We start from the raw sequence: 16,099 nt of genomic DNA, 5'->3' as shown, positions 1-16,099 counted from the left end.
AAAGAGGCATATGAACCTAATACCTGATCTTGAATTAAGTGTTGCCGCACTGCATGTACGCGACTTATTGTTTGCCTTTATTCTGGCCCTGCCGATCGGTTGGGACCGCGAAAAGCGTGAACGTACGGCGGGCTTGCGAACCTTTCCGCTGGTCGCGGTTGCCGCATGCGGATATATGCTGGTTGGTATTGAGGTACTGAGTTCAACGGATGCAGAAGCCCGTGTGATGGAAGGTATCATCACAGGGATAGGGTTTATTGGTGGCGGTGCCATTCTTAAAAATGCAGTGAAAGGTAAAGGCTTTGTTTCAGGTACTGCAACAGCTGCAAGTCTATGGTTAACGGGAGCTATCGGGATATCGGTCGCCACTGGCCGCCTCGAAATTGCGCTGGTGCTCAGCGCCATGACGTTCTTTACCTTGAGGCTGATGAGTCCAGCTAAAGCGAACGTGGGAGAACAAGAGGACAAACAAGGGTAACTGAGTGTTTACAGGAGGCATTGGAAAGCAAGAGGGAAAGCCAGGGAGATACGTCTCTTTGTGTGTTTTATCTCGGCCCCAATGATAGGTAATCATTGGCATCTGGAGCTAAAAAAAGACCCGCATTGGCGGGTCCTTGTTTTACGGATACATTACTGGCTATTGCAGCAACACATTGAACTTAAGCAAGGTTTCAACACCACTTGGTGTATTCACTGTTAGTACCACTTGGCTGCTAGCGGTTTCAGTATTCTTGAGGTAAAAGTCCGCCATACTTGCATTAGCATCATTCGTTTTAGGCACAGTATAAGGCGTTGACAGTAATTCCCCTTTATCCGCATCGATATTAAGCGTTGTGCTAGAGGGCAGAATTTGATCGGCACTGTCGTAGAACTTTACGGTAAATTCGGATGTTTGCCCTGCAGGAATTGCCGTTAAAGACTCAAGATTGTTGAGAATATTTTGACCTAGGCGATCTTCATATACTTTGACACCATCTTGCCATAGGGAGAAATAGGCTTTTGAGCCAGACATTATCATCACAACTGCTTTACGAACATAAGTCTTATTCGCTTGTCCTGTCCCGCAGAGTGCGCCTTGACATTGAGGGCCGTTAAACTTGCCATCGGCACCTTTATAGGTGTCGCTAGCGAGGTTATCGAAATAGCGTTCACCACTATCATAGGCGAAGTTTTCGTTATCATCGCGAAAGGCTGTCGGCAAATCGCTAAAGCCTGAGTTGTGGAAGGTTTCTACATCTAAGCCGTTACCACTGCAAGCCACAGGAACGCCATTTATCAAGCAAGCTTTTGCAATGGCGCTACCATCGGCCGAATCAAATTGGTTGTTACCATTGGTGTCGAAAAAGGTTTCGTGACCTAAAGCGTAGGCTAATACTGTTATGCGATGGTCTTGAGGTCTTGGATCGCTTGATGTCCAAGTCACACTGCAGACACCATTTTGGGTTAAGCAGCTTGGCTCTATTTGGCCGCCTTCACTGGTAAAGTTAACTGTTGTGTCATTGGGCGCTGGGTTGCCAAAACTATCAGACAGTCTTGCTGTCACTGTGACTTTCTCACCATCAATATTACCCGCTTCAGGGTTGGCATTACTCGTCGCTAAACTAAATCCAAGTTGTTGAGGTAGACCAGTATTCACGGTTAACTGTTCAGATTGGCTAGTGACGACTTCTTTAGTATCAGTATCAACAGCAGTGGCAACCACGCGTACTGGCGTGGGTACTGTACCGGATAATACGCGCACACTGGCGATACCTTGGGAGTTAGTCAGGCTTTGCGCATTCGCAGTGCCATTGGCAAAACTTAAACCACCGACAACCGTATCTAAGGTAAAGCTGACATTCTGTTGCGCTGCGGGTTGGCCATTGGCGCTGGTGACTTTGAAGCTGACTAAAGAGGATTCGCTTGAACCTGTGCCGCCCGCACCTTTGATGCGAATTTGTGCAGGCTCTGCTGACTCAAAACTTAAGCTGGCAAGCGTTTGGCGTTGCAGTGTGAATAGGAAATTCGCCGTGAGCGTTTGATTCCCCGCCACTGTCGTGGCGATGATTTGGTCGCTACGTCCACTGTTACCACTGCAACTTGTGTCTTGGAAGGTCGAGCTTGCATTACCCGATAAAGTCGTAACTGGGGTATCGAGTGTGGCGTTATTGTTTGTGGTGCAATCTGAGCTAAAGCTGATGGAAGAGGGTGTTTGCACTCGCGTAACCGTGCCGTCATTGGCCTCTAATACTAAACTTGCACTTACACCAAAACTACCGCCTGCGCTGATTTTATATGCGCCATCGGCATCGGCGGTTAAGGTGCTAGCCAGTTTACCTTCGGTAAAGTCAGCGCCATTGAATGAGCCGAGTTTCAGCGTGCCTTCTTGATTGACGGCATCTTTACTCAGCACTTCATACAAACTGCTGGTTTGCAGCGATTGACCTTGATAGTCCACAGTGACCGTTAAGGCATTTGCCCCTAATTCAGTTGCACTTGGCGTATAGGGTACCTGCGCAATACCTTGAGAGTTGGTCAGCGCACTGGCAGGATTGAGCGCCGCTGAACCAGCAGTAAAGGTGACTTTAGCGCCTTCGATACCTTTGCTTTCGCTATCGAGCAATATGGCTTGTAATTGCACCGACTCATCGACTTTAAAGCGAGTGACTAAGGCTGAGCTGTTTAAAATACTGGCGCTGAGTTTGGGGGTTTCAATGGTGTTGCCATTGTCTGAACCAACGAACTCGTAGTTACGGCTTGCAGTTAATGCGTCTGCATCAGACGGCGTATAGCTCGCCGTTACCGTACCAGCTTCTGCTGTTAATGTCGGGTTAGAAATGATGACTTCAGCAACGCCATCTGCATTGGTGAGTTTTGTTGCTGGCGCAACAGTATCTAAGGTCGCAGCGAAGCTAATCAGTTGGCCGCTAAGTTTACTCGAACCCTTTTTTAAGGTAGCGACGGCACAAAAACTCGTATCGGAGGCAAAGCTTAAATTGGTGGTTGCATCGGCGCACTTGCCGTTAACTACAGTTTTATAGCCCAGCGTTAAGCTGTAGCTGTCTGTTGTTCCGTCAGTGTCGGTGCCATCAGCTGCGCCATTACAACCACTGAGCGCTAATGCGCCCAGTAATGCCCAAGAAAATACCGATAACGTTTTGCTAAGTCGCATAAGCAACATCCTTGTGGGGCTGAAGTTAATTAGTCTTGGATTTCGCTGCGTAGATATTTAAACAGCTCTTTAGATGATTTTGATTCTGGGCCTTTGGCCAGTTCTTTGGTGGCTTGACGCACCAAAGTACGCAGTTTTTGTCTGTCTAATTGCGGATAATGCTCGACGACAGTTTGAATCTCATCATCACCTTGGGTGAGTAAGCGTTCACGCATTTTTTCGAACATTTGTAACTTAGCGGTCTCGTTGTTGTTTTTATTCAACACGATAGCGAGTGAAGCCTTGATTGGCTCAATATCAAAATTACGCATCAATTTGCCGATATACTGCATGTGGCGACGATACGCCTCAGTATTGACCTTGATTTTGCGTGTTTGCAGGATAGCGTCGTACAAAAACTCATCCAGCTCGATTTTATCTAGCTGAGTCTTGCTCAGTGAAACAAGCTCCATACCGACTTTTTGCACGGCTTCGCTATCACGCTTGTCCGTTGTTTTGCTGCTGACATAATCTTCATCTATGTCGTAGGGCTGTTTAAAATGTTCTGAATCACCAACAATCTTCATATAGATAAAACCTCAAGTAATTTACTGGCTAATAATAACATCTCCAGCCAAAAATCGCCTAGGTGAATGTGTTTATACCCAAGCTACCTGAATATACGAGTTTCAGAGCGCCTAGGGTGCTTCAATTCAAGGCGCAGCAATGACAGAATGTCGGCCACCTTTTGAATTGATGCAACACGGAAGTGGAGTGCCCTAGGCGCTCCGTCCCGGCGGGTTTTAACGCACTTTATGCTGTGTTGGTTATTTTTAACTTAGCCCGCTAGGTCTGCAAATAACCGCCTTGCCTAAAGTGCGTTAAACTCCCGCTGAATCCTGCATCTTCAGGTTGTTTGGGTATAGGATACGCTCTCAAGCCTAAGTCGGCGGTGAATAATTAATGTGAATGGGATTTGTGTTTGTTATGCTACGGCAATTGCCGACAACGAAAGAGTAGCTTTGTGTCTTTGAACAGAATCGATAGTGAATTGGGCGCGCTGAAAGATGCGGTGGCCGTGGCGCTGGAATATGCCAACAAATTAGGAACGAACGCTGCCGAAGTGGCGATCAGTAAACAACAAGGTTTGTCGGTTTCTACCCGTTTAAAAGAAGTTGAAACCGTTGAATTTAATAAAGATGGTGCCTTAGGAATTACGGTTTACCGCGATGGTTGCAAGGGCAGTTCATCGACGTCGGATTTAAGTCCAGAGGCCATTGCCTTAGCGGTGAAAGCGGCCGACGATATCGCCCGTTATACTTCTCCGGATCCATTCAGTGGTCTTGCCGATAAAGCCTTGATGGCAAATCAGATCCGCGATCTTCAACTGTATTATCCACAAGATATTTCCCCCGATGAGTTAGCACAACTAGCGATCCGCGCCGAAACTGCAGCGCTCGATGCCGATCCACGTATCAATAATTCCGACGGCGCCAGTGCCAATGCTCACACTGCGGTTAAAGTGTATGGTAACAGCCACGGTTTCTTAAACGGTTATTGCAGCTCGCGTTATAGCTTAAGTTGCAGCGTGATCGGTGAAGATAGTGAAGGCAATATGCAACGGGATTACGATTACACTATCGCCCGTAAATTCAGCGAGATGCTTGCACCTGAAACGGTAGGTTTAAAGACCGCAGAGAAGACAGTAAGTCGCCTTGGTGCGCGCAAGATCGCGACGACGCGTTTACCCATTTTATTAGCGCCAGATATCGCCACAGGGTTAATCGGCCACTTTATCGGTGCTATCAGCGGTGGCAGTTTATACCGTAAATCCAGTTTCTTATTGGATTCGATCAACACCCAAATCTTCCCCGATTGGTTTAATATCGAAGAGCAGCCGCATTTACTGGGCGCATTGGCAAGCGCGAACTACGACAGTGAAGGCGTGGCGACCCAAGACAGACGCATTATTGACCGCGGCATGTTAGAAACCTATTTGCTGACCAGCTACTCGGCGCGCAAGTTAGGCTTAACCAACACGGGCCATGCGGGCGGTATTTATAACTGGACGCTCGGCCACACAGGCCAAACCTTCGACGAATTGGTGAAAGACATGGGCACAGGTTTGATTGTGACCGAAGTCATGGGCCAAGGCGTGAACATGGTAACGGGCGATTATTCCCGTGGTGCGGCGGGTTTCTACGTTGAAAACGGTGAGATCCAATATCCAGTGGAAGAGATCACTATCGCGGGTAACTTGAAAGAGATGTTCCGTGGCGTGCAAGCCGTGAGTAAGGATTTTGATTTGCGCTCATCGATTCGTACCGGCGGTATCTTGTTATCTGAAATGAAGATTGCGGGTAACTAATCCATAGTGTCACTCGTTCAGTCGTGCTGCATAGTGCGCTTAAGTCGTCTCAGTGCTTTAGTGCCTGTGCTTTAGTGTTAGTGGCATGAATGTGGTTTGAGCATAAAAAAGGGCAAGCGATTAATCACTTAATCTGCTTGCCCTTTTTGTTTAACGTTCGGATTAGATCTGTTCGACCTAAAAAGCCGTGCTGTTAAAAACCATGTGGTTAAAAACTATGTTGTTAAAAACAGTACCTTTAAAATCAGTCGTTAAAATGCATAACTTGTGCTGAGTTCAAACGAGCGACCTGCACCGGCAATCTGGTTAAAGCCATTGGTATTATCGGCCTTAAATTCCGCCACACTCACGCCGCCCAGTGGCAGCTCATAGTAGCTGTCGAACAGGTTATTCACGGCGAAGGTAACAGTCAGATCCTGCCATTTCATACTGCTGTTCAAATTGAGCAAGGAGTAACTGTCGGTTTCATTTTCAAGGCGGCGGTCATCTACGCGATCTTTGGTCGCAACCCATTGCCATGAAAGACTGTTTTCCCATTGACCTAACTGATGTTGCAGTGCCAGCTCAGTTTGCAACGGCTTGATTTGATATAAAGGTTCATCACCTTCATCTCGCTCGCCACGGGTTACATTCACTTTGCCTAACACTTGCCATTTACCTGTGCTGGTTTCGGCAAACTGATAGAGCGCATTAAAACGTGCGCCATAGAGATTGGCATCTAAGTTAGTGAATTGGAGAATATTGCGTTTGCCATCAGGCGAACTAGTGCGATTGAAGCTACCAATGACTTCGGCATCGACATAGTCAGTCACAGCTGTGTACCAAGCTGTGGTCGAGACTTGCCAGCTATCATCGTTATATTTGTAGGCTGCGCTAAGGGTATGGGCGGTTTCTGGTTTAAGATCCGGATTACCCGCATAACCATTACCATCACCATACCAACCTATCATAGTGGTCGCCATAGTGCCGCGGCCCCAGCTGTAACGTTCGTACAGATTCGGTGCACGATTCTTGCGGGCTAAACCAAACTCAAGTTGTTGATTGGTCGATAATTGATAGCGCGCCAGTAAGGTGGCGTCGATCAGATTATCATCACGTTTTCTATCCATCGCATTAAAGGCTTTTGCCGCTTCGGCGTCGACATTGGGCATGCCCATCATAGGCATGTTGCTATAGGCTTGGACTTCACCTGTATTGGTGGTGACATACTCAAAGCGAACGCCCGCCGATAACCACCAGCTTTGACTTAAATCTTGCTGCCATTCGCCATAAACGGCGGCGCGGCGGCGTTCACCATCGTTGATGTTGATGTAGTCATTGGGCGCCATCATAGTGCCAGGCACCGCAGGCCAAACATCGTCGAGCTGGTAGCTATAATATTCTTGGCCGACCAGTAAGGTGCTGTCATCACCCATTGGCAAACGCCAGTGCAGTTGATAGCTGTAGTCATCACCTTCAGTGTTCATTGGCATCTTGCCGGTTTTTTCTGGGGTGAAAAAGCCCATCTCGTGTTTCACGCCGTGCCAGTTTACTTGGGCACTGAATTCACCGTCATCGTCGAGTTTGAGTTGATAACGGGCGAGGGCACCGTAACTCTTGTTATCCGTCATATCCATATATTGGTTAGCAAAACCTTGGAATGGAATATTTTGGTGGGTCAATTTGATGGCAACTTCTTGAGTCTCATCGCGCCATGCGGCGGTCAGTGCATGGTTTTGTGCGCGGTACAGGGTATCGATGACTTTATCGCCATTACCATCTTTATAGCTGTTGGCATCTTCATAGGCGCCTTGATAGCTAAGACTGACATTTTTGCTTGCGACTGTGGCGTTGGTGCCGAGTAATAAGGTGTCACTCACACTGCGATATCCAGTTGAAATATCGCCACTATTCCACTTGATAGCCTCGCTTTCACCAAATTTAGGGTTAAGGCTGCTAACCTTGATCACACCCGCAATATTGTCACCACCGGCACTGACTGGCGATACGCCCGCAATGACTTCGGCTGTGGTGATTTGATTGGCGGAGATATAGGACAGCGGTGGATTCATTTGGTTGGCACAGGACGCGGTAATGTCTGCGCCATCAACCAGCACTTTGATGCGATCGCCCATCATGCCATTGAGGATAGGTAGGGCCGATACGCCGCCCGCTTCGGAGAAATCGACTCCTTGCCCTTTCAGTAGATTTTCAGCCGAACCTAAGGCGTTACGGTTTTCGGTCTGTTGGCCATGGACCTCTAAGCGTTCAATATTGGCTAATTCGCTGTCGTCAGCCATGGCCTGTGGCGCTAGCGATAAGCCCATGGCGATTGCTAGGGATGAGGAAATTACTGAAGTTTTAAACGGGTGAGATAAATACGCAGAATTTGCAGCCATCTTATTGTCTTCCATTCACTTGGATTAATTGCGCTGCATTATAAAGAGCATCTCAGTGTGGCAGGTGCGGCATATTGTCGCAGAGGGTAACAAAGCGAGTTAAAACATCAGAATATGGCTTGAGCAGAAGACAAGTTTTCCACTTTTTAATCAGTTAGGCATGATTCTCCTAGCTCTTTATTGGTACCTCAATTGATAAAAGGTCCAATAGAACTCTGCGTTAGTGGTACTTTTTGTGATTTAAGCTAGCCAAAATACTTGCTATACAAGCGCTGAGTTTCACCTTGGGAATCCATGGCGGCGAGTGCTTTGGCAAATTCAAAGACTTTAGAATCTGGTGTTAACACTGTGGGACTGTTATCTGGGCTGATGGGGATATCGGCGCGATAGTTGGGGTTGTGTCTACCGCGGTAGTGGCGGCTTTTTTTCGAGAAACCGAGGTACATTTCCTGCGGTAATTCGCTGTAGTGATAGTGGAGTTTAAACTGGCTTTGGTCACGATTTTTAAGGTAATAATGCAAAGTGGTTTGATCATAAATAAAAAAGTCACCTTGGTTTGAAAGCAAATAATCCAAGGCTTTAGGGACAGTTAACTCAGGCGGTTTGCGTACCTTGATTTTGTCGGGTAAACCGCCAAAGTCGTAACTGCCGGGAGCGATTAAGAGGGTCATCTCATTATGGGCTAACTGTTCAATGGAGCGAATATCGGCGGCACCAGCACGGCTAATGCCAATCGCACGTTGTGAAAGTCCATTGGGGATAAAATGCGCGTATTGAGCCCGCTCTTCGGTGAAATTAAGGCCGGGATAAAAATCGATATTGCCGAGTTTGAGATCCCGCAGAATACGTAATTTAGGTGCGCGCACCACATTGAGTTTGCAGCCAATCTTGTCCGCCGCCGCTTGGTAGAGTTCGTGATAAAATCCCGTGTTATTGGACTCGTCTCCAATAAAGGGTAAGCGTTCGCTGGTGCGATACCCCATAGTCATCACGCAGGAATCTGAACTGGAAAAAGCGTTGGCAAGCGGGGCTTGAAGCGTTATCAGTAAAAGCAGTGCACCGAGCCAAGGTTGAGCGACTAACACGGATGTCAAATTGATCTCCTTATCTGTCGATTACAAAGTGTAACCAGAGTGCCAATAAAGGTTATGGCAAAATCCACTCACTAAACCTATTAATAAAATCTTATTGATTATTAAGCTAATATATTATTTTTGTTTGAATAATCTATCATACTTTCCTACTAGTCAAAGTCATTTTTTATGTTGGAGTGCACAAACTCTGTACATCTGATTTGATTGCGTTATAGTTTGCGCTGTTAGGCTATGGGCTTAACTTTCATTAAGCAGTGAGGCATAAAATGACTAAGCAAAAACCGCAAAATATGGCCTTAGAACACGAAAGTGGTCGAGGCACCATTACCGATAACGCACTAAAAGCGTTAGTGACGAGTCCCTTGTTTAGGACCCGCACCGAGAAAGCGAAAAAGGGCAAAGGGTCATACGACCGTAAAGCACAAAACCGAAAGGGGCATCAGCACAAGGGCGATGCCCCTTTTGACTTTCTAGGTCTGCGCTTTTGCTAATCTGCTTTTTTACTGCTTCAGTTCGCTGCGTTAGTCTGCTGTGTTAGTGCCTCGTTAATCCTACCAATTCATGCTCTTCCACCTGCCTTTACGCCAATCTTTACGCTTAAATCAGCCTTATTATTGATACTCCTTGTTGGAGGTTAATTGTACTTTCGCCCTGAGCGAGTATGGTGAACGCTTAGAGCGTTTTAGCGAAGGAGATGCGCATGGCACAGCAATATCGAGTTGAACACGACACTATGGGTAAGGTGAAAGTCCCCGCCGATTGTTATTGGGGCGCACAAACCGAGCGTTCGCGGCAGCACTTTCGTATTGGCGCTGAGGCATCTATGCCTGTCGAAGTGATCCACGCTTTTGGCTATTTAAAGAAAGCCGCCGTTATCACCAATCAACAACTTGGCACTTTGACTCAAGCTAAAGCTCAACTGATTGCCCAAGTGTGCGATGAGCTAATTGCAGGCGAACTCGATGCACAATTTCCTTTAGTGATTTGGCAAACGGGCTCGGGCACGCAAACCAATATGAACGTCAATGAGGTGATTGCCTATCGCGGCCATGTGCTCTCAGGTGGGCAACTTATCGATGCGGTTAAATGCTTGCACCCCAATGATGATGTTAACCGCTCGCAATCCTCCAACGATACCTTTCCCACCGCCATGCACATTGCAGCTTATCGCCAAGCGGTTGAGCTCGTTTTGCCCTGTATGACGTTATTGCAGCAGAGCTTGCAGGATAAGGCCGAGGAATTTGCGCAAATCGTTAAAATCGGTCGCACGCATTTTATGGATGCAACACCGTTAACGTTAGGCCAAGAGTTTTCGGGTTACGCCGCGCAGTTAAATCATGCCATCGAAGGCATTGAGCACAGTCTCAAGCGGGTGGCCGAGTTAGCTTTAGGTGCGACCGCCGTCGGCACAGGGCTGAATACACACAAGGATTACGCCGTTAAGGTGGCGGACAATATCGCAAAACTCACGGGTTTGCCCTTTGTGACGGCGCCGAATAAGTTTGCTGCCCTTGCTGCCCACGATGAATTAGTCGCCCTGTCGGCGGCCTATAAAGTGGCGGCGGTCAGTTTAATGAAGATCGCAAATGATATTAGGATGTTAGGTTCTGGCCCGCGCTGCGGCATTGGTGAGTTATTACTGCCTGAAAATGAACCGGGTTCGTCGATCATGCCGGGCAAAGTGAACCCGACTCAGGTTGAGGCTATGACTATGGTGTGTGCGCAAATCATGGGTAATGATGTCGCCGTTGGGATAGGCGGTAGCAATGGTCAGTTTGAGCTCAATGTATTTAAGCCTATGATTATCGCCAATGTGCTGCAATCGGGGCGCTTATTGGGGGATGCTTGCCAGTCGTTTAATGACCATTGCGTAGTCGGCATAGTGGCGAATGAGCCACAAATCGCGCTGCATGTGGAGAACTCACTCATGTTAGTGACAGCGCTAAATCAACATATCGGTTATGAAAAGGCCGCTAAGATAGCTAAAAAAGCCCATACCGAGCATAAGACACTGCGCCAAGCGGCATTAGAACTTGAGTTTGTCACGGCAGAAGAATTCGAGCTGTGGGTCGATGCCAATAAGATGTTGGGACCCGATGCTTAATGCTTAATTCAAAATGTCTCATCCTAGCTGCTGATAAATCAGCGAAATTGAGGCTGGCAATGAATCAATATCGTGGGCCAAGACAGTGTGAAGAAACAGTGGAGTAAGGATGCTGAAGCATTCGCAGTGTTAATGTTTACGGTGCATCGAATGATAAAAACAAAAAGCGAACCAGAGGTTCGCTTTTTGAGTCATAGCCTGTTCTATATCAGAACAGCTTAGTCTTGGGTGTCAGCATCTACCACTTCAGCCCACAGATCGTGTTCATCTGAATGGGTGATGCGGGCACGAACCAACATACCTGGCTCAAGTTCAGTTTCACCATTGATAAACACCATGCCGTCGATTTCAGGTGCATCGGCGAAGCTGCGGCCAATGGCGCCTTCTTCGTCTACATCGTCAATCAGAATGTCTAAGGTACGGCCAACGAAACGGGCTAAACGCTCGGCGCTGATTTCGGCTTGGAGTTCCATAAATCTGTGGTATCTGTCTTCTTTAACCTCTTCGCTGATAAGCTCGGCTATGGTGTTGGCGACAGCACCATCGACTTCAGAATATTTAAAGCAACCTACGCGATCAAGACGAGCTTCTTTCAAGAAATCAAGCAGGATTTGGAAATCCTCTTCGGTTTCACCTGGGAAGCCGACGATAAAGGTTGAGCGGATCACCAGATCTGGGCAGATTTCACGCCAGCGTTGAATCGCTTCTAACTGACGGTCAACACGGCCTGGACGCTTCATCATCTTCAGGATACGCGGGCTTGCATGCTGCATTGGAATATCCAAATACGGCAGAATTAAACCTTCGGCCATCAGCGGGATCAAATCATCAACCCATGGGTATGGGTAGATGTAATGTAGACGCACCCAAGCGCCCATTTTACCTAGTTGGCGTGCTAGGCTAGTAATGTCTTGTTTGACTGGCATACCGTTCCAAAAATCGGTACGACCGCCTTTGTCTTTGCCGTAGGCCGAGGTGTCTTGGCTCACAACTAAAATTTCTTGTACGCCTGATTCCACTAAACGCTTAGCTTCATCTAAGATGCTGCCCGCTGGACGGCTGTCGAGATCGCCACGTAGCGAAGGAATAATGCAGAAAGTACAACGGTTGTCGCAACCTTCTGAAATCTTTAAATAAGCGTAATGCTTAGGCGTTAACTTAACCCCAGTTTGTGGGATTAATGAGGTGAAAGGGTTGTGCTCTGGCTTAGGCACGTACTTGTGAACATGCTTCAACACGGCTTCGTAGCTGTGTGGGCCAGTGATTTCTAACACATCTGGGTGCACTTCGCGGATTTGGTTTTCTTTGGCGCCAAGGCAGCCAGTGACGATCACTTTGCCGTTTTCTTCTAAGGCTTCACGCACAGCATCCAGAGATTCTTCCACCGCAGCATCGATAAAGCCGCAGGTATTGACGATAACTAAGTCGGCATTGTCGTAGCTGTTCGTGACTTCGTAGCCGTCGATGCGTAACTGAGTCAGAATACGCTCTGAATCCACGAGGTTTTTTGGGCAGCCCAAAGACACGAAACCGATGCGATTCCCAGTGGTAACAGCATTAGTGCTTGCTGCTTCTAGTGTTTTGACTGGGATATCAAGCGTGGTCGTTTGCTTGGGTTTAAAAGTTTCAACTGTCATGGTTTCTCGCTGAGGTATAAGCCGCCTTAAAAAAGTTGGCGGATTATACCTGAAGTGATTAAAAGGTACAGTAGCTTTGGCTGAAAAGTGTACAACTGGGGCGCTGAATATGCCAGTTAACCCTAAGGCCTATTTGGGGTGTGGATATAGGAAGATAGGCCAAAGATCTATGGTCGAACTCATCTGGATAAAAAGCGCTAAACATTTTTTCAGAAAAATTAACCCTTTTTAAAATTGGTCGCGTTTATAGGGGCAAGAGACAATTTCTTGATGCTGTTACATATTGGCACAAGTATTGGCACTTTTTACTGATAGCCTAAGCGTTAAATAAGCGACACAGTCGTTTTAGCCGTCTCGTTTTGAATATGCGTTCTATTTGAAGTGGTTTAGGTATAAGCACATTATTTTGGAGTAAGTTATGAAAAATTCTCTTTTAGCGGTATTGGTGGCGGGTGGTCTTTTTTCTAGCGCGTTTATGGCGCCAGCGGTACTCGCCGCTGAGGTCGATTTCCCGCATATTGAAACCATGGGTGTGAGTCAAATCCAAGTCGAGCCTGATATGGCGGATGTGAATGTGGAAGTGGCCGTGACCGAAAAAACCGCTAAAGCCGCCAAAGATAATTCCGATGCCGCCGTGGCTAAGTTTATCGCCCGTCTCACCGCAGCGGGTGTGACTAAAGATCAGATCCAGAGCGCGAATTTAAATCTTCAACCGCAATACGTCTATGTGCAGGATAAAGCGCCAGAGCTGACGGGTTATACTGCCAGTCGCCAAATTACCGTGACTGTAACAGACTTAAGCCGCTTGAATGCTATTTTAGATTCAGCCTTAGAAGAGGGCATGAATCGGGTCAATAACATCGCCCTTAAGTCGAGCAAAGAAGCTGAATACGTCGCCAAAGCACGTCAAGCCGCGATTGTGGATGCCAAACAAAAAGCCGAATCTTTGGCTAAAGGCTTTGGTGAAAACCTAGGTAAGATCTGGCAGATCCGTTATTACGATCAACGCCCTGTGCAACCTGTCATGTTACGCATGAGCGCCAAAGCCGATGCCATGGGCGCCGCCGAGAGCTATCAATATGGTCAAGTGAGCATAGAAGATAGAGTTGAAGTGATTTATAAACTGAAGTAAATCAGTCAGAGGCATATGGTGATGGATGAAGCTCCTATTGGGATTCATCCATTTTTTTATGCCGTTTACAATCGTTTTATATTTTTGGAAATAGCATTCTTCACTCTATATGTGATGGATTTTATTAGGATGATGAACAGTAAAAACTGGCAAATTTAAGTATTTATCCTCACACTAGTAAGGTTAATGTTCAGGAGGCCGTTTATGGATTTTCACGCTCGAATAAAGCAACAAACTTGCATGGATTGCTTAAGTGGTAAGTCATTAGGATTTGAAATTCGAATGGCATTTCAACCTATTATCCATTGGCCTAGTCGTGAGATTAGCGGTTATGAAGCCCTTGTTCGAGGCCCTGATGGTGAAGGGGCTGCGTGGGTGTTTGAGCGGATTAATGAAAATAATAAATACTATTTTGATCAGGCTTGCCGTGTTAAAGCGATAGAAACCGCTTCAAAGCTGGGACTCGATAAGATGCTCAGTATCAACTTTTTACCTAATGCCGTATATAACCCTGAGACCTGTATCCGCGCGACGATTGAAGCCGCCGACATGTATGGGTTTGATATTCACAAAATCATGTTCGAAGTGACTGAGGGCGAGCAAATTGTTGATCGGGCAAAATTAGTCCGTATCTTCGAGAGCTATGTTAAGCGTGGTTTTATCACGGCAATCGATGATTTTGGCAGTGGTTTTGCTGATTTAAGCTGGCTCGAAGCCCTGCGCCCTCAAGTATTAAAACTTGATATGACCTTGATCCGTGATATCGATCTCGATAGAGAAAAGCAGTTAGCTGTGGATGAAATACTGCGTATTTGTTTAGAGCTTAATACAAGAGTTTTGGCCGAAGGCATTGAGACTGAAGCCGAACTTAATTATCTCGCTGGAATAGGGATTGAGTATTTTCAGGGGTATTATTTTGCCAAACCACAACTCGAATATTTGAGTTCCTATGAAGAGCTAAGCTTTCACTCCCAAAAGTAAATGGTTAGGTGGATTGATATCGTTGCACGATTAGAGTGATAACACGTGCTGAGACTCGATGGATAATTCTTTGTTTCTGATATCGGCTAACTGATATATCATGCGCCACCTAAAATTGCCCTTGTTACCTATTCGCTACTATGTCTTCCAACGCGCTCTATACCGATTTATCCGGTTATTACGATTTAATGTGTTCCGATATCAACTACCAGCAACAGAGCGCGAGTATCCATCGTCTGCATCAGTTCCTCGGCAATAATGGTAAGCAACATCTTGATTTAGCCTGTGGCACTGGTCCACATGTGCGGCATTTTATCGACCTTGGTTATCAGTGCAGTGGCCTTGATATTAATCAGCCTATGCTAGACATGGCCATGCGTCGTTGTCCTGAAGCTCAGTTTAACCTCCAAGATATGACGGCTTTTTATTTAGAAGAGCGCGTCGATTTGATTACCTGTTTTTTATATTCCATCCATTACAGTGCTTGCATCGAACGCCTTAAAAGCTGTATCGCCAGTGTGCATAGCGCACTTAATGACGGTGGGCTGTTTTGTTTTAATACTGTCGATAAGCACAGAATCGATAACACAAGTTCGGTTAAGCATTTTGCCGAGTTTGATGGTAGTCATTTCGCCTTCGAATCCGGCTGGCATTACAGTGGGCAAGGTGAGAAACAGTCATTAAAGTTGAGTATTGCCAAAAGCAGTCAGCCGTTTGCTGAGGTCTCGCCTTTACCTGTCTCTGATATGAAAGGCTTAGGCTCGCTGGAAGCTGGGTTACACGCCGCAGGTTTGCAAGAAGTCCACAGTATTGAGCAATGGCAAGACCAACATGCTATGGTCGCTACCAGCTTCACTGAGCTGCAGGAATTGTTAGCGCCCTATTTTGAAGTGCATGTTTTCGAACACGATTATGAAAAAATTGTCCCGTGGGATTTAGCATCAGGTAATGCGCTGTTTGTTTGCGTGAAAATTTGACCTTCTGTTGAAGGTTGGTAACAGAAGGCCTGCTCATAATGTCACTGTTACTAGGGTCTGTTGATCTTTGCTGTACAAATGTTGTTCAGCAATACATCGGCAGCCACATTAACATAAACGCCAGTGACACCATACTGGCGTAATTTCTTGCTAGCTTGTCATATCTTGTTGATATTGCTCGATAGTGCTTAATTCTTCCAAAAGCATTCTCCACTAAATGTCGATACCGATATAAGCACCAATCGACTCTTTCTTGAGGTGTATTCTTATAGCGGCGCCTTGGAATAACAGATTTCCC

At 46.6% G+C, this 16,099-nt stretch carries 13 protein-coding genes; 7 read left to right on the top strand and 6 right to left on the bottom strand.

The window, feature by feature from the left end; genetic code table 11:
• Positions 1 to 10 precede the first annotated feature (10 nt).
• The gene (locus L5L97_RS21985; RefSeq protein ID WP_263183571.1) at positions 11 to 478 is read left to right on the top strand and encodes an MgtC/SapB family protein; all 468 of its coding nucleotides are present in this window, start codon (positions 11 to 13) and stop codon (positions 476 to 478) included.
• 159 nt (positions 479 to 637) lie between these two features.
• On the opposite strand, the gene L5L97_RS21980 is transcribed toward L5L97_RS21985, so the two are convergent.
• A complete protein-coding gene (locus L5L97_RS21980) occupies positions 638 to 3,151 on the bottom strand; it encodes an Ig-like domain-containing protein (protein WP_263183570.1) in 2,514 nt (837 codons plus the stop codon).
• 29 nt (positions 3,152 to 3,180) lie between these two features.
• The gene (yjgA, locus tag L5L97_RS21975) at positions 3,181 to 3,717 is read right to left on the bottom strand and encodes a ribosome biogenesis factor YjgA (protein ID WP_105251298.1); all 537 of its coding nucleotides are present in this window, start codon (positions 3,715 to 3,717) and stop codon (positions 3,181 to 3,183) included.
• 437 nt (positions 3,718 to 4,154) lie between these two features.
• Between yjgA and pmbA the strand changes: the two genes are divergently transcribed.
• A complete protein-coding gene (pmbA, locus tag L5L97_RS21970; protein ID WP_105251299.1) occupies positions 4,155 to 5,498 on the top strand; it encodes a metalloprotease PmbA in 1,344 nt (447 codons plus the stop codon).
• 251 nt (positions 5,499 to 5,749) lie between these two features.
• Here the strand turns inward: pmbA and L5L97_RS21965 are convergent, their stop codons facing one another.
• Complete coding sequence (locus L5L97_RS21965) at positions 5,750 to 7,876, bottom strand: TonB-dependent receptor (protein WP_263183568.1); 2,127 nt, start codon at positions 7,874 to 7,876, stop codon at positions 5,750 to 5,752.
• 245 nt (positions 7,877 to 8,121) lie between these two features.
• On the bottom strand, positions 8,122 to 8,970 hold the full coding sequence (locus tag L5L97_RS21960; protein ID WP_317629548.1) for a substrate-binding periplasmic protein: 849 nt from the start codon (positions 8,968 to 8,970) through the stop codon (positions 8,122 to 8,124).
• A 266-nt stretch (positions 8,971 to 9,236) separates the two neighbouring features.
• Here L5L97_RS21960 and L5L97_RS21955 point away from each other — a divergent pair, with 266 nt between their 5' ends.
• Positions 9,237 to 9,461 (top strand): ribosome alternative rescue factor ArfA, encoded by a 225-nt coding sequence (locus tag L5L97_RS21955; RefSeq protein WP_263183565.1) that lies wholly within the window; start codon positions 9,237 to 9,239, stop codon positions 9,459 to 9,461.
• Between the two features lie 209 nt (positions 9,462 to 9,670).
• Positions 9,671 to 11,074, top strand: coding sequence for a class II fumarate hydratase (gene fumC, locus L5L97_RS21950; RefSeq protein ID WP_263183564.1), 1,404 nt, complete (start codon positions 9,671 to 9,673; stop codon positions 11,072 to 11,074).
• A 218-nt stretch (positions 11,075 to 11,292) separates the two neighbouring features.
• On the opposite strand, the gene rimO is transcribed toward fumC, so the two are convergent.
• Entirely contained in the window at positions 11,293 to 12,711 is a 1,419-nt protein-coding gene (gene rimO / locus L5L97_RS21945) for a 30S ribosomal protein S12 methylthiotransferase RimO (RefSeq protein WP_198573078.1), read from the bottom strand.
• Between the two features lie 418 nt (positions 12,712 to 13,129).
• Between rimO and L5L97_RS21940 the strand changes: the two genes are divergently transcribed.
• The 3 genes from L5L97_RS21940 to L5L97_RS21930 all read left to right on the top strand — a co-directional run bounded on the left by L5L97_RS21940 (position 13,130) and on the right by L5L97_RS21930 (position 15,801).
• The gene (locus L5L97_RS21940) at positions 13,130 to 13,843 is read left to right on the top strand and encodes an oxidative stress defense protein (RefSeq protein ID WP_006083233.1); all 714 of its coding nucleotides are present in this window, start codon (positions 13,130 to 13,132) and stop codon (positions 13,841 to 13,843) included.
• A gap of 204 nt (positions 13,844 to 14,047) precedes the next feature.
• Positions 14,048 to 14,824, top strand: a complete 777-nt coding sequence (locus tag L5L97_RS21935; protein WP_263183562.1) for an EAL domain-containing protein — start codon at positions 14,048 to 14,050, stop codon at positions 14,822 to 14,824.
• 140 nt (positions 14,825 to 14,964) lie between these two features.
• Positions 14,965 to 15,801, top strand: a complete 837-nt coding sequence (locus L5L97_RS21930) for a class I SAM-dependent DNA methyltransferase (protein WP_263183560.1) — start codon at positions 14,965 to 14,967, stop codon at positions 15,799 to 15,801.
• Positions 15,802 to 15,886: 85 nt separating this feature from the next.
• Here L5L97_RS21930 and L5L97_RS21925 read toward each other — a convergent pair.
• On the bottom strand, positions 15,887 to 16,099 hold a 213-nt coding region (locus L5L97_RS21925; protein WP_248943622.1), incomplete at its 5' end, for a transposase.

Source organism: Shewanella sp. SM71, assembly GCF_025653905.1.
GTDB classification, from domain to species: Bacteria; Pseudomonadota; Gammaproteobacteria; order Enterobacterales; family Shewanellaceae; genus Shewanella; species Shewanella oncorhynchi.
Note: the sequence above shows the minus strand (reverse complement) of the source record. Positions and strands in the feature narration are given on the sequence as shown.

Coding starts and splice junctions, on each gene's coding strand:
- fumC (WP_263183564.1), top strand. CDS start 9,671: ATGGCACAGCAATATCGAGTTGAACACGACACTATGGGTAAGGTGAAA.
- L5L97_RS21955 (WP_263183565.1), top strand. CDS start 9,237: ATGACTAAGCAAAAACCGCAAAATATGGCCTTAGAACACGAAAGTGGT.
- rimO (WP_198573078.1), bottom strand. CDS start 12,711: ATGACAGTTGAAACTTTTAAACCCAAGCAAACGACCACGCTTGATATC.
- L5L97_RS21985 (WP_263183571.1), top strand. CDS start 11: ATGAACCTAATACCTGATCTTGAATTAAGTGTTGCCGCACTGCATGTA.
- L5L97_RS21980 (WP_263183570.1), bottom strand. CDS start 3,151: ATGCGACTTAGCAAAACGTTATCGGTATTTTCTTGGGCATTACTGGGC.
- L5L97_RS21965 (WP_263183568.1), bottom strand. CDS start 7,876: ATGGCTGCAAATTCTGCGTATTTATCTCACCCGTTTAAAACTTCAGTA.
- L5L97_RS21935 (WP_263183562.1), top strand. CDS start 14,048: ATGGATTTTCACGCTCGAATAAAGCAACAAACTTGCATGGATTGCTTA.
- yjgA (WP_105251298.1), bottom strand. CDS start 3,717: ATGAAGATTGTTGGTGATTCAGAACATTTTAAACAGCCCTACGACATA.
- L5L97_RS21930 (WP_263183560.1), top strand. CDS start 14,965: ATGTCTTCCAACGCGCTCTATACCGATTTATCCGGTTATTACGATTTA.
- L5L97_RS21940 (WP_006083233.1), top strand. CDS start 13,130: ATGAAAAATTCTCTTTTAGCGGTATTGGTGGCGGGTGGTCTTTTTTCT.